Source organism: Aureimonas sp. AU40, from assembly GCF_001463785.1.
Classification (GTDB): Bacteria; Pseudomonadota; Alphaproteobacteria; order Rhizobiales; family Rhizobiaceae; genus Aureimonas.
Genome location: NZ_BBWL01000058.1, coordinates 16,872 through 33,216 on the forward strand (window position 1 = coordinate 16,872; position 16,345 = coordinate 33,216).

The 16,345-nt window shown below is 59.2% G+C and carries 16 protein-coding genes and 3 pseudogenes; 9 read left to right on the plus strand and 10 right to left on the minus strand.

Translation table 11 applies throughout. The annotated features are described in order from the left end of the window. Nucleotides 1-37 precede the first annotated feature (37 nt). Nucleotides 38-1,981 (minus strand): type II secretion system secretin GspD, encoded by a 1,944-nt coding sequence (gspD, locus tag AUL32_RS23390; protein ID WP_062120725.1) that lies wholly within the window; start codon nt 1,979-1,981, stop codon nt 38-40. Between the two features lie 629 nt (nt 1,982-2,610). Between gspD and AUL32_RS23395 the strand changes: the two genes are divergently transcribed. From AUL32_RS23395 to gspM, 3 genes are read left to right on the plus strand one after another with little or no spacing between them, the layout of a single operon-like run. After that, nucleotides 2,611-4,356 carry a GspE/PulE family protein gene (locus tag AUL32_RS23395; protein WP_244498028.1) on the plus strand — a complete coding sequence of 582 codons (1,746 nt, stop codon included), beginning with the start codon at nt 2,611-2,613 and terminating at the stop codon, nt 4,354-4,356. Between the two features lie 8 nt (nt 4,357-4,364). Beyond that, nucleotides 4,365-5,540 carry a PilN domain-containing protein gene (locus AUL32_RS23400; RefSeq protein WP_192847515.1) on the plus strand — a complete coding sequence of 392 codons (1,176 nt, stop codon included), beginning with the start codon at nt 4,365-4,367 and terminating at the stop codon, nt 5,538-5,540. Beyond that, nucleotides 5,537-6,088 carry a type II secretion system protein GspM gene (gspM, locus tag AUL32_RS23405; RefSeq protein ID WP_062120730.1) on the plus strand — a complete coding sequence of 184 codons (552 nt, stop codon included), beginning with the start codon at nt 5,537-5,539 and terminating at the stop codon, nt 6,086-6,088. Before AUL32_RS23400 ends, gspM begins: the two co-directional genes overlap by 4 nt. A gap of 798 nt (nt 6,089-6,886) precedes the next feature. Here the strand turns inward: gspM and AUL32_RS23410 are convergent. After that, entirely contained in the window at nt 6,887-7,810 is a 924-nt protein-coding gene (locus AUL32_RS23410; protein WP_062120733.1) for a ferritin-like domain-containing protein, read from the minus strand. Between the two features lie 195 nt (nt 7,811-8,005). On the opposite strand from AUL32_RS23410, the gene AUL32_RS23415 reads away from it, so the two are divergent. Next, complete coding sequence (locus tag AUL32_RS23415) at nt 8,006-8,308, plus strand: DUF3572 domain-containing protein (protein WP_062120736.1); 303 nt, start codon at nt 8,006-8,008, stop codon at nt 8,306-8,308. Nucleotides 8,309-8,321: 13 nt separating this feature from the next. Here the strand turns inward: AUL32_RS23415 and AUL32_RS25425 are convergent, their stop codons facing one another. After that, nucleotides 8,322-8,492, minus strand: coding sequence for a hypothetical protein (locus AUL32_RS25425; protein ID WP_156421599.1), 171 nt, complete (start codon nt 8,490-8,492; stop codon nt 8,322-8,324). Between the two features lie 211 nt (nt 8,493-8,703). Here AUL32_RS25425 and AUL32_RS23420 point away from each other — a divergent pair, with 211 nt between their 5' ends. Beyond that, nucleotides 8,704-9,159, plus strand: coding sequence for a helix-turn-helix domain-containing protein (locus AUL32_RS23420; protein ID WP_062120739.1), 456 nt, complete (start codon nt 8,704-8,706; stop codon nt 9,157-9,159). Here the strand turns inward: AUL32_RS23420 and AUL32_RS23425 are convergent. Continuing rightward, nucleotides 9,082-9,738, minus strand: coding sequence for an SOS response-associated peptidase (locus AUL32_RS23425; protein WP_062120742.1), 657 nt, complete (start codon nt 9,736-9,738; stop codon nt 9,082-9,084). The genes AUL32_RS23420 and AUL32_RS23425 overlap by 78 nt on opposite strands. 99 nt (nt 9,739-9,837) lie before the next feature. Here AUL32_RS23425 and AUL32_RS23430 point away from each other — a divergent pair, with 99 nt between their 5' ends. Continuing rightward, nucleotides 9,838-10,734 carry a thermonuclease family protein gene (locus AUL32_RS23430; protein WP_244498029.1) on the plus strand — a complete coding sequence of 299 codons (897 nt, stop codon included), beginning with the start codon at nt 9,838-9,840 and terminating at the stop codon, nt 10,732-10,734. A gap of 297 nt (nt 10,735-11,031) precedes the next feature. Beyond that, nucleotides 11,032-11,280, plus strand: a complete 249-nt coding sequence (locus tag AUL32_RS23435) for a hypothetical protein (RefSeq protein WP_156421600.1) — start codon at nt 11,032-11,034, stop codon at nt 11,278-11,280. Nucleotides 11,281-11,692: 412 nt separating this feature from the next. Here AUL32_RS23435 and AUL32_RS23440 read toward each other — a convergent pair whose 3' ends face one another. After that, complete coding sequence (locus AUL32_RS23440; RefSeq protein ID WP_062120747.1) at nt 11,693-11,959, minus strand: hypothetical protein; 267 nt, start codon at nt 11,957-11,959, stop codon at nt 11,693-11,695. Between the two features lie 42 nt (nt 11,960-12,001). Then, nucleotides 12,002-12,196 carry a hypothetical protein gene (locus AUL32_RS25430; RefSeq protein ID WP_156421601.1) on the minus strand — a complete coding sequence of 65 codons (195 nt, stop codon included), beginning with the start codon at nt 12,194-12,196 and terminating at the stop codon, nt 12,002-12,004. 114 nt (nt 12,197-12,310) lie between these two features. Between AUL32_RS25430 and AUL32_RS24795 the strand changes: the two are divergent. Then, nucleotides 12,311-12,852, plus strand: a pseudogene (locus tag AUL32_RS24795) (IS5 family transposase); the annotation flags it as partial. A gap of 107 nt (nt 12,853-12,959) precedes the next feature. Here AUL32_RS24795 and AUL32_RS23445 read toward each other — a convergent pair. The 3 genes and pseudogenes from AUL32_RS23445 to AUL32_RS26155 form a co-directional block, all read right to left on the minus strand. Next, nucleotides 12,960-13,175: a CsbD family protein gene (locus AUL32_RS23445; RefSeq protein ID WP_061979081.1), complete on the minus strand. Its 216-nt coding sequence runs from the start codon at nt 13,173-13,175 to the stop codon at nt 12,960-12,962. A 135-nt stretch (nt 13,176-13,310) separates the two neighbouring features. Continuing rightward, nucleotides 13,311-14,387 (minus strand): glycosyltransferase family 2 protein, encoded by a 1,077-nt coding sequence (locus AUL32_RS23450; protein WP_082660080.1) that lies wholly within the window; start codon nt 14,385-14,387, stop codon nt 13,311-13,313. A gap of 250 nt (nt 14,388-14,637) precedes the next feature. Beyond that, nucleotides 14,638-14,844, minus strand: a pseudogene (locus AUL32_RS26155) (integrase core domain-containing protein); the annotation flags it as partial. Between the two features lie 204 nt (nt 14,845-15,048). Between AUL32_RS26155 and AUL32_RS24805 the strand changes: the two are divergent. Then, nucleotides 15,049-15,995, plus strand: a protein-coding gene (locus AUL32_RS24805) for an IS630 family transposase (protein WP_374700978.1) whose coding sequence is annotated in 2 segments (ribosomal slippage) — nt 15,049-15,387 and nt 15,390-15,995 — 945 coding nt in all. Because the reading frame shifts where the segments join, the coding sequence is not laid out codon by codon here. Between the two features lie 222 nt (nt 15,996-16,217). Here AUL32_RS24805 and AUL32_RS26160 read toward each other — a convergent pair. Further along, nucleotides 16,218-16,319 (minus strand): annotated as a pseudogene (locus tag AUL32_RS26160) (IS110 family transposase); the annotation flags it as partial. Nucleotides 16,320-16,345: the final 26 nt, after the last annotated feature.

Genomic DNA, 16,345 nt, shown 5'->3' on the forward strand with positions numbered 1-16,345 from the left:
GCTCCCCGCCGATGGCAGATCGGCAACAGGCGCCGCATCATTTCAGGGGTGATGAGCGCATGCCAATCCCCCACATCTGCGATTTCAACTCGGCGGCCACGGATGCAGCATCCTGAGAGGATCGCACTACGGTTGGTCGGATCAGCATGATCAACTCGGTCCGATTGGCGGAATTGTCAGTCTGGCCGAGCAGCTTTCCCAAGACTGGAATTTTGCGCGTGCCCGGAATACCGGAATTGCCCTTGCGTGTCTGTGCCGAGATCAGACCTGCCAGTAGGACGGTTTGCCCATTTTGAACGGCGATCTGGCTGGAGACCCGGCGCTTGGAGATCGTCGGTGTCAGTGTGTTGCTGCCGTTCACCACCGCCGAAATTTCCTGCTCAACGTTCATCGTGACGGCGTCGTTTTGCCCGATGCGCGGCGTCACGTTGAGGATTATACCGGTGTCTCTGAACTCCACCTGATTGACCAACGGTGCCAGGCCGTTTTCAACGCTTTGCGCTTGTCGTGTCGTAACAGGCACTTGGTCGCCGACCTGAAGTGTGGCGGTCTGATTTTCCACCACGACGAGCGACGGCGACGAGAGGATCTCGACATTGCTGATGACGCTGAGCGCGGAAATAATAACATCCGGATCGGAGTTGGTTCCAAGCAAGAAGTTGAAACCCGGTATCTGGCTTTGGACTACGCTCGACGCGACGTCCTTCAGGCTGATCGACTGATTGTTGGAATTGTTGAATCCAACGTTGTGACTGTTGACGTAATACTGGACGCCGTATTTGAGCGCGTCGGTGAGTTGAACCTCCGCAATCGTCACGTTGACAGCCACCTGCTGAGGCGTCGAGTCAAGCTGACGCAAGGCGACCAGCACCTTCTGATAAACCTCGGCGTCAGCGTAGGTCACGATGGAGTTGTTCGACGGATCCGCACTGATGCGAATGCCCATACTGCCGCTGCCGCCTCCCTGCGGCTGGCTCGTCAGATCGATTACACCTGGCGCGGACCCCGCGCTGAACTCGTTGCCAACCCCATTGGCAGCTTCGAAGGCAGAGGAAACACGCGAATTGCCCGTTGCTTCAGCCGAAGTGAACCCGCCCGCCGCTGCGTCTCCCGCAGTCCCGCTCCCGCCGGCGAACGTGGGTTGGCGCGCCCCGCGCACCGTAGAACGCCCGCTCCCGCCGCCGCCGAAAAGGCTTGAGAGAACTTTTGCCAGATCCTCGGCGCTACGATGTTTTGGCTTGTATACAAAAACGCCTTCACCAACGCCGGGGTTTTCGCGGTCGAGACGGCGAATCCAAGTCCCTGCTCGGCTGATGAGCTTTGGGTTCTGCGAGATCGCCAGAATGCTGCGAAGCCGGTCGATCGAGCGGAACTGAATGGTGGCGTCGTCGCCGCTGGCACCGAAGATTCGCTGCAATTCGGGAATGATGGCTTCGGGCTTGGCTTCCTGCAGCGTGAAGACCGAAACCGACTGGTTCTCCATCCAATCGTCGTCGAACGACAGAACCGCGTTGATCGCAGCTTGGCGCTCGCCACCACTGCCACGGATGAAAATAGTGTTCTTGGAAGCATCGATCTTCAAATTTTCGCCCTGGGCGACGAAGCCGGACAGAAGCTCCAGCATCGTCGACGCCTTGACGAACCTCAAAGGCACGATCGACACACCGTAACCCAAGCGTGCACGGGCTCCGACGTCAACGATCGCACCGGATGAGCCGGTTGGGGAAATCCGATAGGAGCCGCCCTCGCGGGTCAAGCTGAAGCCGAGAGAGCTCAAGGCGGTTTCCAACGTCGAAAGAAGTTCCGTGCGATTGACGGGTCTGGCCGATGACAACGTGACGGGACCAGCAACGTTTCCGCTGATGACGTAGTTGACATGGAGTGCGTCATTTAGAACGGCGCGTACGACATCCTTGATATCGGCGTTCTCGAAATTGAGAGTATAGCTGCCGCCTCCCTCGCTCGTGACAGGGGTTGCCATCGTCAAGCCACGGGGGGGTGGGCCGCGTTCCGGTCGGTAGTTTTGCGTCAAATTCTCGACAGAACCTCGAGCCCGACGCCCCGTCAGATCACCATAGCCAGGGTTATTGCCTTCCGAGCGGGCTTGCAGATCGCCGAATGCTCCGGTGAGAATAGAATCCGTTTCAGGACCTGTTGGATCACTCGTCTGACAGCCAGTCAGGAGCAGTGCAGACAAGACTGATAACAGCCGAAGATTCACACACACACCATTCTTAAAGCTTGCCCCAAGCTGTCCTGACTGCATTCCTGCGCGCTTAGCGAGCGTTCCACCATATCCAATCAGCAACAAAGCGGACTAATAAGATACGAAAATCGATCGGCTTCGGCTTCGCGATCCCCCAGCAATTTAAGAAAAGGTTAACGTTCGACCGAAGGGTGGGGCCCGCAATCGCAGATGCTAGATAGCCTCAGGGGCTTCGATCTCGATTGGTCCTCGTGCGCGCGGGTGGTCGAGTTTCGGTAAGCATTCTCGCGATCGTGATGGAAACGGTCAACGAAGCCGACATCGTCGTCTCCGTCTGTCTGTGGCGCTTGAGCAGCATGACCAATCGATCGGTTCCATGGTAGCCTCTCCTTTAAATTCTGCATGTGGCCAGGGCGGACCGTTTTTTCCCGAGGAGACAAACGCTGAGCTGGACTTCACTCTTCGCGAATGCCCGGAACGGTCGTGCATCGTCGTCCCCCAAGGCTGAGACCGTAGTCGATCCTGCGCCCAGCATCGTTGATGAAGCTGGGACCAGTCCTTTCGGAGACGAACCGGAAGCGCTATGGCGCGCGGGTGGTCGGGCGGCCGAAGAGATCGCTGAGGCACTTGCTGCGCATTACGCGCTTCCACGTCTGACCTTCGACGAGGTGGCAGGTTACGCGCCGCATTTCCTCAATTTGTCGCGCCGATTTCTGCGGGAAGCCTACGCGTTTCCCTATCGTCGCGGCGAGGAAGCCGTCTTCATTGCCCTGGCCGACCCTGGCCGCAAGGACGCGATCCGCGCGGTCCGTTTGGCACTTCGTTGTCCGGCAGAGATTGGGGTTTTGTCGTTCGAAGAGATTGATCTTCTGTTCGAGCGAGCGTTGCAGCAGAGTGATCCTGAGGCGCCGGTGGCCTCTGCCATGCCTGACGCAAATCCCCACCCCGCCGACGAAACAGCCGATGAACTGAAGGATCTGGCGCGCGGCGCGCCGGTCGTGCGGCTGATCGACAGGATCCTCGAGCGAGCGGTGGAGTTGGGCGCCACAGACATCCACCTCGAGACGGAACGAGATCATTTGTCGGTCCGCTATCGCGTAGATGGTTTCTTGCGGCGCGACCAAAAGGTGCCGTCCAATATGGCGCCTGCCATCCTCTCGCGCATTAAGATCCTCTCGGGCCTCGACATCGCGGAGCGGCGGCTTCCCCAGGATGGACGAGCCAACCTGCGTGTCGGCTCCGTCGAGGCCGATCTTCGCGTCGCCATCATGCCGACGAACCACGGCGAGACCGCAGTCCTGCGAATCCTGATCAAGGATGCGCGCCTTCTTGAGTTCAAACGCATCGGGATGTCCGCCGCCGACCAGTCGGCCTTCGAGACGCTGCTCACCGAACCGCACGGTATCGTCATCGTCACCGGTCCGACGGGCAGCGGAAAAACGACGACGCTGGCGACCGCGATCTCGCTTTTGAACAATCCTTCACGCAAGATCGTCACCGTCGAGGATCCGATCGAGTACCAACTGGCCGGCGTGCATCAAACGCAGATCAAGCCGCAGATCGGCCTCACATTCGCCACGGCCCTTCGCTCGTTTTTGCGCCATGACCCGGATATCATCATGGTCGGCGAGATGCGCGACCGCGAGACGGTGGGAATAGGCATCCAGGCGGCGTTGACTGGCCATCTCGTTCTGACGACGTTGCACACCAATTCTGCCGTGGACGCGGTGGTACGGCTCATGGACATGGGCGTCGAACGATATCTGATCGGGGCCAGCCTGAGGGGGATCTTGGGCCAACGCCTCGTGCGCCGGCTCTGCGATCGGTGCCGGCGTCCCGATACGTCCATGGCCGCGGCGGCACGTGACCTCATACAAGAACGACAATTGCGCTGCGAGGTGGCCGAAACCTACTTCGCGCCCGTTGGGTGCGACATTTGTGGGCAGACGGGCTATCGAGGACGTATCGGTATATTCGAGGTCATGCGAGCGGACGCCGACCTACACGACCAGATCCGCGACGTGCGCGATGCCAGCCTCATTCTCGAAGCGGCGCGTCGGGGTGGGATGCGAATGATGCTCGAAGACGGGCTCGACAAATGCGCGAGCGGGCTGACCTCTTTTGCGGAAGTCATAAGGGCGACAGGTTGAGATTCCTTTTGGGCAAGACGGCACCGTTCTCGTCTCGAACCCGTCCGAGACAGGAGGAAGGACTGGTCGCCTCATCCGAGCTGCTGTTCCAGCGCCCTGACGTTGCGTCCCACTCGTCGAACGAAACGAAGTCCGCTGTACAACGCTTCGCTGATCTCGCCGACATCGCGGCACGCATCATCGAGAAACGTCTTCCCGGTCGTTCGCGAGATCGACGCTGGATCGTGCGCGAGGTGGGATCGACCTTGGAACTGTTTCGTCTTGCGCGAGGCGTACCGGAAACGATCGCACGAATGGGCGATGATGATGATCACGGTTCAGCGTCTTGGCGGCAGGACTTTCTCACGGCCGACATAGTGGAATTGCGCATCGATCCCGCGATGATTGTTCGGCAGCGGTTCGTTCTCCCTGCCGAAAGTAGGCCCTTTGCGGCTGCCATTGTCGAACATCGCCTCGAGCGTCTGACGCCCTGGAAAGTCGATGATGTCGTCTACGGTTACAGGGTTCGGCCGGGACGATCGCCCACCGACCCGATCGAGATCGATTTTGCAGCGACATCGCGAGACATCGTGAACTTGGCGCTCCGTAAACTCAGTCGGTTGGGTCGCTCCCCTACCGCCATCGGCTCTGCCGCTGACTCAATCAACGCTCCGTTGACTGTCGACCTTCTGGAGGGCGCGGTTTCTGGAAAAGCGACTCGTCGTAGGCAACTTCTGCGTTGTCTCTGCTTGATCGCGTTCCCCACGTCGCTTGCAATCTTCATCGGCACCACAGCTTGGCAGGCATTGGCCCAGAACGACTTCGATGTCGCGTCCGGCGCCCTTGACGTCCAGAGGCGCATCGTTCAGTCGCGTCTCGCGGGCGAGGATCCCGGTCAGTCCGTTGGAGTGCTTCTCGCGAGCAAGACGCTGGATAGCGCGAATTTTGCCCTGATCGATCGGCTGGCAAGGTCTATTCCTGACGGCACGTTTCTAACCGAATTCCATATTTCTCCAACGGCCGTGCATCTGAAGGGGCGTTCGGCGAACGCGCCCGCGCTCGTGCCGATCCTGGAGGGCGAGGCGGGTTTGAAGAATGTGCGGTTCGAGTCTCCCGTGATCCGCGAGGCGAATGGCGGCGACCGCTTCGACATCATCGCAGTTCGAGAAGCGAGCGCTGCCGTGCCCGAGGGTTCGAAGCCATGACTCAGGAACTGGGCCCTTCTTGGCAACGATGGACGGCGATCATAGTTTTCATCGTTCTGCCGCTCGCGCTCCTTCCGGCGATCGGCGCCAATATCATTGGCATTGCTGATCTTTGGACCCATTCGGAGGCGGTCCGTCTCCAACTCGAGAGATACGAGGATCGTTTGGCGGGCAGTCTGGTGAGGGAACCGAATGCCACATCCTCAACGGTGTTCGTGAACGCGCCGTCCCGCAGTCTGGCAGAAGCCGATCTTCAACGTCGCCTCGTGGCGTTGATTGAGAGTGCTTCCGCCCAAGTCGTCGAAAGCAGTTCGGGCATCGTTCAGGATGTCGAAGCCGATCATACCATCGAGATCCGGGTCACGTTGGACGGTGACAACGCGGATCTCCTGCATTTCCTTCATTCCGTCGAGACTGGACTGCCGCTGATGACGATCACGGATCTCGCTGTGCGACGTCTCCAATCGGAGGAGAACGACCTCGGCAGCGATCCGCGACTTCGCATCGACGCCGTTGTTCGGGCAAGGTGGAAGGCGCTCGTCCTATGAACCCGCATGTGAAAATGGCTCTGGGGGCCTTTCTCCTGCAAGCCCTGTGCTGGTCAGGGCCAGCGCTCGCACAGGGCTTATCGCTCTCGTCCCCGATCCCTAACTCTCCCGGGATCGCCAATCCCTTGGCGGGTATCGCGACGTCGAAGATGAGCGCATTCCTGGATCGCCCTTTGTTTAGCCCAAGCCGACGCCCACCTCAGCCTACAACGAGCGTCAACGCTGGCCCTCCTCCACCACCGGTAATCTCAACCCCGACAGCGGATCATCTCCGGCTGGTGGGAACGCTGACATCGGATGCCGGGGGGCAGGCGATAATTCAGAGCAAGGCCGGCGGCACCTTGGTTTCGGTAACGGAAGGTGAATTAGTCGACGCATGGCGGGTCATAGAAATTCAACCCTCCCTAGTGCGCCTTACAAACGGTTCGAATGAAGTCGTACTTGAGATGTTCAAGGCCGGGCGGACTTCTGCCCCTCCTGCGGTCAGTGCTACTGCCGCTCCGATTGCCCCCCCGACTCCGATCGAGCCGTCCTCGGCACTGTCCGCTTCAACTCCGGGTGGCGCGCCGGGAACTGCCCCACCTCAGGGAACACAACCAGGTACGGCAGCGGCTGCGATCGCCGCCCAATCTCCATTCCGTCTCACCTTTGGCAGTCCACCGTCGACGAGCAAGCCTTGATCCGAGCTCACGATGCTGTTGTCTTGTTTGTTCCAATGGCAACGAAAAGCAGGCACTGTATAAGTGCCTGCTTTTCAAGATGTAGGATGCTTGGAACCATCGGACCAAGCTTAGATCTCTAGCGAATATCGCCGTTCACGCCGATGGGGAAGAAGCTGACGGGACTTGGTGCACTTCCAAGGTATACCACGTTGAGGACCTGCTGCGGCGAGCGGCTGAAGGCGACGCTGTTGGCGTCTGTCGGTACTAGGTTAGCTTGCCCCGCCATCGGGCTCGCCGGGTCGGAGACCGTAATACCTTGGTCAACCGCCGTTCCCGCCACGTTGTCTCTTGCTTTGGAGATACGGTTCGCTGCGTCAACGAAGCCACGTTGGAACAGCAAAGTGCGAATGATGCCGGCGTGGTAGGCTTCGACTGCCAAGATACCCGCTGCCGCTTCCAGATAGTCCTTATTCGAAATGAACCGCGCAGCGCCTTTGTAGGCCGTCACACCGACGTCCTCGAAGATGAATGCGGCCAGCAGGAAGTTGTCTTCGCTCGTGAAAGGATTGAATGTTCCGCCTGGCTGAATCAAACCGGCAGCAAGAGCGGCGGCGCTAAAAGAGGAGTCCAAATCGATCGGAGGACGGGCAACCGCGTTCGAACCAAGGGCGGACCGAAGAAAATTGACGTGCTTCTCTTCGTCATTGGCGATCTCCATCGCGTACTCCCTCACGGCGGGCGTTACGAATGAGACCGATTGTCCTTCTACCGCTTGACGTACGGGACCAAGCGTTCCTTTTCCGGACACCTGTGAGGCCGAGAGGCCGGTCCCCCGAACAGCACGCAAATAGAATTCGGCTTCTAGGTACTCCAAGTTCAGAGCGAAGTTGAGGACCGACGCGTCGGTTATGGTTTGGGCTTCGGCCGAGGATGGAAAACCGGTAAAGCCGAGAACTGCGGCTCCAGCGGTAGCGAGACCTGCTGTGCGAAGGAAAGCTCGACGGCCAGCCTCCATATTAATCACTTTTCTAGCGCTATCGGAAATGCTGTCCGGTGACATCGACTTTTCCCTCTCTATGCGGAACCTCCCGCATGCGAGATACGCAGCGGCCACAAAAAAGTTTCAAGTTTGCCCCATAATATTCTTATTCCTCGTAGTTTTTTTGCGCCGATGGAAGGTAGCATGCTTCGTTAGACGATACGTCAAGCTTATGCCCAGCGTTTCGGTAGGGTATGTCAGGCGGAAGCTGCACAAATGATCCGCGGGGGAACACGAGCCATCGGATCGGGTAAGGACGCCGAGACGATCGGCATCGATGCGCTGACCTTTCTGGCCGGTGACAACGAGCGCCTGAACCGGTTTCTCGACCTGTCGGGTCTGTCAATCGAGCAGCTTCGCCTGGAGGCGACCAAGCCTGCCTTCTTCGTCGGGTTGCTCGACTTCATTCTCGCGCACGAGCCGACCTTGATGGCGTTCGCCGGCGCGGCTGGCTTGGACCCGGCCGAGGTTGGATTGGCGCGGAAGCGGCTAGCCAATGGCTCTGACCCGGCTCCTTAGGAGCGGCAAGGTTTCACTCCGTCGCCATCGCCTCGTTGCCGCCTTGGATCTCGGCGTCAGAAGACTGGTATCGAATGAGATGCACCGCTGTGCGCACGTCCTGAACGGCCTCCGCCAGGGTCTTCTCAACCTCCCCCAGCTTGGCCAGAGCTTCGATCAGGAGGGCGTTGCGACTGGCAGACATAGGGGGTCCTCTACCTCAGGGAAACCTATAATAATCAACTTATAGTGGTTTAGGGGTCTTAATAATCCCTTTTTGAGTGTAGGCTCTTATCTGTTTTGCAGCGCGACAAACTGAACTCATGCCACACTCGTGGGCCATGGCGAGGGGCATGGCGGGTTCACGATATCGGCTGCAAAGCAGACATCGTTCGAACAGACGACGGAGAGTTCTCGTGGATTTGAAGTTGGATCCGGTCGATGTGGCGCTCGGCTTGCGGGTGCGGGCGTTTCGAATGGAGAAGCGCCTGAGTATGCAAACCTTAGGGGGGCATCTCGGCGTCACCTACCAACAGGTCCAGAAGTACGAGACGGGCCGCAATCGCATCAGCGTATCGACGGCGATCCGCATCGCTAAAGTGCTCGATTGTTCCCTCATGGATCTGATAGGCGCTGCTGAGCCGACCAGCGGCGACGCCAAGGACCCGTTTGCAAACCGGATACCGCCTCAACTCTCTCAGACGGTGGCCGACCTGGCTACGCTGCCGCCCAACATTCTCAGTCTGGTATCCGATCTCGTCAGAGCGCTGTCGCAGTCGTCCGCGGCGCAGGATCTACCCCTCAGCGTCGCTTCTCTCACCCCGTGCGACGATCCGAAGGTTGCTGTCGGGAAGCGGGCGTTGAAGAATTGACGCCTCTTTCCAGTCTCCCCTCAGCCAAAGGTCGAACTCGTCGGGTTCGGTCAGGATGACGGGCATGGCCTTGGGGTGGATCGCGCCGACCGTCCGGTTCGCCTCCGTCGTCAGGAAGCCGAACGCCTCTACCGTGACCTCGCCCTCGGCCTTCTTGCGAACGCTCGTCCATTCCGTCCAGAGACCGGCAAAGGCCATCAGCGGCCGATCCTCGCTGCCCGCGAACCAAACCGGGACCTTCTTGCCGTCTTCGTCGGTGTCGTATTCCGAGAACGAGGTGAAGGGCACGAGGCAGCGATGGGCTGGGCCGAGCCAGCGGCGCCAATGTGGGCTCTTGGTGTTGCGAATGTTCGTGATGCCCGGATCGGTCGCGCGGCCTTTCAGGGCGAACTGAGGTGAAGGCATGCCCCAGCGCGCCATCGTCAGCTCCCGCTCGCCGTCCACCGTGCGCACGATCGGCGCGCTCTGGTCGGGGAAGATGCCCGGCATGGGCGGCAGGTTGCCCGTGCGGTCCTTCATCGCCCGTGTGAAGGCCAGGATCGCGGCTTGGCCCTTGGTCAGCGAGTAAAGGTTGCACATCAGGGGATCTCGCTGCCGGAAAGGAGGAAGGTGCTGCCCTTCACCATGTGTTCGCGGTAGGCTCCAAGGCAATGTCGATCACCGAGGACGAGGCTTCAGATGGCTGACCAAAGGCTTCCGACCCTGGAGCAGGAACGCGCCTTTGCCTCGCTCACGGACATTCTGGAAGGCCGACCCATCGACACGTCCATGGAGCGCATCGTTCGGGACCGGGAGGCGATGGAGCACACCTTGTTCGAGATGATGGCGGACGAGCCCCAGGCTCCAACTGCCGCCCTCCGGCGGTCTTCCAGGCGGTGGCTTGTCGCAGCCGCGATCGGCCTCGGGGCGTTTGCCGTCTGGCTGTCCTCGACGCCGGCACCGGCAGCCGAGCGCATCGAGGGCCGGGCGACCGTCGTGGACGGCGACACGCTGGCGATCGAGGGCACGAAGGCGAGGATCCGGCTCTACGGGATGGACGCACCCGAAAGCAGCCAGACCTGCGACGACGCGGCTGGCGAACGCTATCTCTGCGGCGGCCGGGCGGCGCAGTATCTTGCCGACCTGATCGGCCGTTCCGGGCGCGTGGCGTGTTTCGAGGAAGATCGGGACCGGTATGGGCGGATCGTCGCCGAATGCGCCACGCCGGGCAACGTCGTGCTGAACGCGGCCATGGTGAAGGCGGGTTGGGCGATCGAGTACAAGCAGTACTCGGACGGGCGCTACAGCCAGGAGGAGGCGGAAGCCAAGGCCGCCAAGCGGGGCCTCTGGGCGGGTCAGTTCATCGAGCCGTCCAAATGGCGCAACCAGGGCCAGCGGCTGGAAAGCGAGCGCGTGGCCGAGGGGCAGCCCAAAGGCTGCGACATCAAGGGCAACATCGCGGGCTCGGGCAAAATCTACCACATGCCCGGTCAGCAGAATTATGGTCGCACGAAGATCAATGAGAAGGCCGGTGAGCGCTGGTTCTGCAACGAGGCTGATGCTCAATCGGCCGGATGGGTTCGGGCTAAACGATAGACGCTAGACGGGTGTCTACAACTCGAAGATGATTTGGCGGAGGGAGGCCCACATGCTTCGAGGATTCGCAATCGCGTTGGCGCTGGCTGCGTCAATGTCATCTGCGCTTGCTGCGCAAACGACCCTGCAGGACATGATCTCGCGGACGCCTCCTGCCGCGTCCGTCCCTATGACACCGATCCCTGCCAAAGGGGTTCGTGTGGCTCAAGCGTGCTGCAAGACATGCTCGAAGGGCAAGGCGTGCGGTAATAGCTGCATCAGCCGTGAGAAGCAGTGCCATGAGGGGCAAGGCTGCGCGTGCGATCAGTGACCGTCCTCTCTGATCTCACGCCGATCCAGATGCGAGCGCTGATTAGGCTCGATACTCCAGGCGGTGACCCCGACAGCGCAGGCCGGCGGATCGAAGAGCTATCTCCGCAGATCCTGATGGCCGTGTTCGAATTGCTCGAACTGAAGCTCGCGACGTCGGAACTCGGCTGGCAGAACACAGCCTGGTTCCAGCTGACGCCGAAGGGACGGGCTGTGCGGGAGTTTGGAGAAGCATAATGTTTGCCTCCGCGGGCTCGTCAGCAGATCGCGCAGAGGACCCTGGAGATCGAGCGAACGGCAGCGTTCGCCGTATCGCTTCCGGGTCATTCGGGAGCCCTTTCGAATGGCCCACGTCTCCCTGACAAATGAGCCGGGTGACGCGGGCCGAACTGCTCATGGCGCAAGCAGCCCGCAGAATATAACCTTTGGTTATAATATTTCAACGGCAGTTTGGATTGCCGGATCGACGCGGAGATAACGCGCCGTGCTCTCGATCTTCGTGTGGCCGAGGAGGACCTCGTAGCCGATCCTGCCGAGGTCGAACAGTGCAGCCTGCGCGCTTTGAAAGGAGCCCTTACGTTCGACACCTATACGCGCCTCGATCATAGGTGGTGAGCAAGGGGTGACGCCTATAATCGACTTGGAGGCTTTAGTCCTGCTTTGCTGCAGCGGTCGCGAAAAAGGCGTCGATCCGATTTCCGCCGTCGGCGTTGCGTGATGGTAGGTCGGTGAAGTAGCTGTCGAGTTCAACCCTGTCCCAGATTTCCCTGCCATCGATTTGCTTGGGCTTGGGCATCCGTTTGTCCGAGACCATCTCGTCAAATTTGCGAATTCCAACGCCGATATATCGAGCTGCGGCCACGTGATCCATGCCGCGCGGAGGGTAGCTGTATGGATCGTACCGTTGGTTCGGCATAGGTTGTCTCGGCTCTGAGAGATGGGTAAAGCCAGTCGAAAGTCATTTTTTGAGTGGCAGCGAGCCACTTTGAAGCCTGGCGATGAGATCAGTCAATTCCATCTCGTCAGCGGCGATTTGCGCCTCTTGAAGAGCCAGTCCATCTACGGTTTTCGAGCCATCCTCGGCCGTGGTGCCTGTAGTCTGATCGACCACTGACCAGCGGCCATCCGTTTGCAAACTCAAACCAAAACGCATGCTGTTCTCACACTCCGTTCGGCTCTGAAATTGCTGAGACGAGGAATTGTTCACTGATCCTCTTGAACGGGTTAAGAGCACCTAACAAAATTGGGGTTTGTGTGTTGCTGTGGCATGAGCAGACCCAATGTGTCCGACGATTTGTGGGAGGCGATAGCGCCTCTTCTGCCGTCCCTGCCACCGCATCGATCGAAAGCGGGGCGCCCTCGCTGCGATGACCGGAAGGCCTTGTCCGGGATCGTGTTCGTGCTGCGCTCAGGCATACCCTGGGAGATGCTGCCATCAGAACTCGGATGTTCAGGCATGACGTGCTGGCGACGTCTGCGTGACTGGCAGGCAGCCGGCGTATGGGCCAAGCTGCACCGGGTTCTGTTGGAACGTCTGGCCGATGCCAATCGGCTCGATTAGAGCCGTGCCTCGCTCGACAGCGCGAGCGTCGCGGCTAAAAAGGGGGATCTGCGACCGGCCCGAACCCAACGGATCGCGGCAAACCGGGCACGAAGCGCCATCTTGTGGTCGATCGGAACGGCACGCCGATCGGTCTGACCCTCAGTGGCGCCAACCGTCACGATAGTATGATGCTGGCCGCAACGCTGGACGCTGTGCCAAGTGTTCGCAGAGGACCGGGAAGACCGCGCAAGCGACCAACCAAGCTGCTCAGATCACGATCCCTCACGCGCACGCTTGGCTGCTGTAGGTGTTATCGGACAGCAAAATGGGCGCCACAGGATCCTGTGGCGCCCATACAAAGTGTCTGAATATATTAGAGCTTGTCGTGCGCAGCCTTCGACACGCTGTCAGCGCCATCCTTTACTGCGGCTTTGGCATCGCCCTTCACCTGCTGAGCTTCGCCCTTCAGCTCTTGGGCTTTGCCCTTGGCTTCCAGGCTCTCATTGCCTGTCAGATTGCCAACCCCCTGCTTCAGGTTACCCATCGCTTCGTTCGCCAGACCTGCGGCTTTGTCGCTCGTGCTACCCATGGGACGTCCAATCTCCGTTTCTAACTCTACGGCAAAACGCGCTTGTCCGCGATTGGTTGCATGATGCAAGTAATTTGGAATTGGGAAAAATTTTTAACCTTGTAAATATTCCCGCAAAATTAGCTATATAGTATTTCAGTAGCGCAAAATACGCCTTATCTGACGTCTAGTCTGACGGGAAAAATTACTTATCTCATATAAAAAGCTGAACTTCGGGTGACTTAGTATGAATGAATGAAAAGCTATCCGGCGCTTATGGGATTTCGAAAGGGAGGGCGATGCATTGAGGATCGATAGATAATCTTGAGCGATTTCTATATATTCTTCACGGTGTGATGAATATTTTCCAGGTGCTCCCTGCGCAGCCTTCAGACCTTCGCCAAGGATCAGAGTATTAAAGCGATTTATCAGGAGGTCGCGGGCGGAGAACCGGCCATCTTCCGAACCTTCCGGAAAAGCAGCCATCAGCTTCTTTAAGTATCGCATGCGCGAGCGTGCCATGCGAATGCCATGGGAAGTGCTCTCGGTATGAATGCACCAGATCGTGACGGGCTTCTCGATAAAATGGTTCGTGTAGCCACGTCGAAAGATGCGCATGAAGAGATCGTCATCTTCATAGCCCATGAATTGTTCATCGAATCCACCAACATCTTCGAACGCTTCGCGAGAAATCAATGATGCCGACGGCAAGACATGCATGTCATGACCGATCAAATGGACGATTGAGGTCTTGGGATGCATGGAATGCCGCGAGACGATGTTCGTTTGAACAATGTTGCCGTCTCGATCCGCTTCGAACAATTCTCCATAAACCCAGCCGAAATGAGGATCATCATCCGGCAGTGCGTCGATCAGCAACTCAATATGGTTCTTGAGGTAAAAATCGTCTTGGTCGAGAAAGCAAATAAAAGGCGCGCTTGAGTGTTGCACGCCAAAGTTGCGCGCACTGCCCTGGCCACCATTCTCCTTCCGTAGGATTTGGAAGCCCATGCGTCGGCTGATCTCTTCCAGCTTTGCCGCTTCCTTCGGATTCGAACCGTCGTCCACCACAAGGAACTCGGCTGGCGCCACGGTCTGTTCGAGTACGCTTCGGGCTGAGCGTTCGATGAAGTCGGAGCCGTTGTAATAAGGGATGACGACCACGACTGGCCGCTGGCCATGTCGCGCACGCCGGGCCGCTTCCTGCTCCGGCGTTTTCATCCAACTCGTCATGCTAGTCTCCGGCACCCTATCTATCTCGCCTTTCTAAAGGCTGGCATGGACCATCGACAAGGCTTATGCCGTTCTTTGCGATCAGACAGCCTTCGGCCTTTTGATTTCAGGCGTTTCGTTGACGTTAAAGATATACCAGATTTAAAAAGTTAATCGGTTAAAAATGATATTAAACGTTTAGGGGTCGTGCCTTTCTGGAGTGGACCCCATTTCGCCGGACAGGCAGCGGTTGGGTTTAGGCACTGAGCCAGATGAACTCGCGGGGCGAGGGGAACTTCAGACCTGAGTGCGGGTGGACCTCGCAGTAGTCCTCGATCCATTCGGTGAGCAAGGCGAGGATGGTGTCGGCGTCTGGCAGAATGGTAACGTTGGCATAGTCGCGCTTCGACGTTTTGACGAAGGCTTCGGACATGCCGTTGGATTCCTGGCTGCGAACGGGCGTGAAGAGCAGTTCCAGCATGTCTTCTGTGGATGGCTCCTTGTTGCAAGAGGCGAACTGACGTTTTGGCGCTTTGGTCGGGTGCAGTCTTCTGTCCGGCCTGTTGATGCAGCCGTTGGAGGCTGCTGGCCCTGATGGGGTCTGCGAACTAGAGCGTTTTCCGGCCGGGTAGAGTCTTTGCGTCATTCATGATTCCCTCTGTCGATCGGAAGGGAGGCAAGGATGGCGAGAGCGTTGTCGGTTGATCTTCGGCACCGTGTGTTGCGGGCGATGCGCGATGGCGCCTCGACCCATGCAGCGGCCGAGCGGTTCGGGATTGCAATTGCAACAGCGGTACGCTGGCGCTCGCAGGATCGAGCAGGCCGTAGCGATCCGCTGCCGATGGGCGGGGACCGCCGCTCGGGTCGCATCGAGGCGGAGGCCGCGTTCCTGCAAAGCCTGATCGACGGCAAGGACGACATCACGCTGCACGAGATGCAGCGGCGTCTGGCTGAGGAGCGCGGGCTCAAGGTCGGGATCGGCACGCTCTGGCGCTTCTTCGACCGGCACGGGACGACGTGGAAAAAAAGACCGCGCACGCCAGCGAGCAGGAGCGCCCGGACCTCCTGAAACGGCGGCAGGCTTGGTTCGAGGATCAGCTTGATCTCGATCCCGCCAAGCTCGTCTTCATCGACGAGACCAACCTGTCGACGAAGATGGCGCGGCGCTACGGCCGAGCTCCACGAGGCGAGCGGTGCCGGTCCGGCGTGCCGCATGGCCATTGGAAGACGACGACCTTCACCGGCGCTCTGCGCCTGACGGGCATGACCGCGCCGATGGTGCTCGACGGTCCGATGAACGGCGTCGCGTTCCGGGCTTATGTCGAGCAGGTCCTGGTGCCCACACTCTCGCCCGGCGACATCGTCGTGATGGACAACCTTCCGGCCCATAAAGCCGAGGGCGTGCGGGCGGCCATCGAAGCAGCGGGGGCATCCTTGCGCTTCCTGCCGCCCTACAGCCCCGACTTCAATCCGATAGAGATGGCCTTCTCGAAGCTCAAGGCGCTCATGCGCGCCAAGGCCGAGCGAACGGTCGAGGCGCTTTGGAAAGCCGTCGGCGCGCTCATCCCGCTCTTCCTCCCCGCTGAATGTGCCAACTACTTCAAAGCCGCTGGCTATGACGCAGACTGATCGGAAAACGCTCGAGGTCTCAATCTGCTTATCAGGCTATGACGCCTCGGACATTCGGCGGGTTATCCCAGCTTCCGGCCTGACCGGTGGGGCCATCACATCGCGTCGCTCTCACAACCTTGAAGAACCGACCATGTCGGTTCGAACCGTTTCCATGTTCCCCGGCTGGTGCGCCGCTTCGGTGCGGATTACCCGGCCAACACCGGGACGTGGCGTGTCTGGTTGACGCAGCGCCTTGCGCATGACGATCTGACCAGATGCGTCGATCGCGTGAACCTGAAAGACGTGCTTGGCCAGATCGAGGTCGACAGTGGTAACCTGCATATCGGATGGCCCCTTGGGCTCGGGTT

Coding starts and splice junctions, on each gene's coding strand:
- gspD (WP_062120725.1), bottom strand. CDS start 1,981: ATGGCAACCCCTGTCACGAGCGAGGGAGGCGGCAGCTATACTCTCAAT.
- gspM (WP_062120730.1), top strand. CDS start 5,537: ATGACTCAGGAACTGGGCCCTTCTTGGCAACGATGGACGGCGATCATA.
- AUL32_RS23410 (WP_062120733.1), bottom strand. CDS start 7,810: ATGTCACCGGACAGCATTTCCGATAGCGCTAGAAAAGTGATTAATATG.
- AUL32_RS23415 (WP_062120736.1), top strand. CDS start 8,006: ATGATCCGCGGGGGAACACGAGCCATCGGATCGGGTAAGGACGCCGAG.
- AUL32_RS25425 (WP_156421599.1), bottom strand. CDS start 8,492: ATGTCTGCCAGTCGCAACGCCCTCCTGATCGAAGCTCTGGCCAAGCTG.
- AUL32_RS23425 (WP_062120742.1), bottom strand. CDS start 9,738: ATGTGCAACCTTTACTCGCTGACCAAGGGCCAAGCCGCGATCCTGGCC.
- AUL32_RS23430 (WP_244498029.1), top strand. CDS start 9,838: ATGGCTGACCAAAGGCTTCCGACCCTGGAGCAGGAACGCGCCTTTGCC.
- AUL32_RS23440 (WP_062120747.1), bottom strand. CDS start 11,959: ATGCCGAACCAACGGTACGATCCATACAGCTACCCTCCGCGCGGCATG.
- AUL32_RS25430 (WP_156421601.1), bottom strand. CDS start 12,196: ATGCGTTTTGGTTTGAGTTTGCAAACGGATGGCCGCTGGTCAGTGGTC.
- AUL32_RS23445 (WP_061979081.1), bottom strand. CDS start 13,175: ATGGGTAGCACGAGCGACAAAGCCGCAGGTCTGGCGAACGAAGCGATG.
- AUL32_RS23450 (WP_082660080.1), bottom strand. CDS start 14,387: ATGACGAGTTGGATGAAAACGCCGGAGCAGGAAGCGGCCCGGCGTGCG.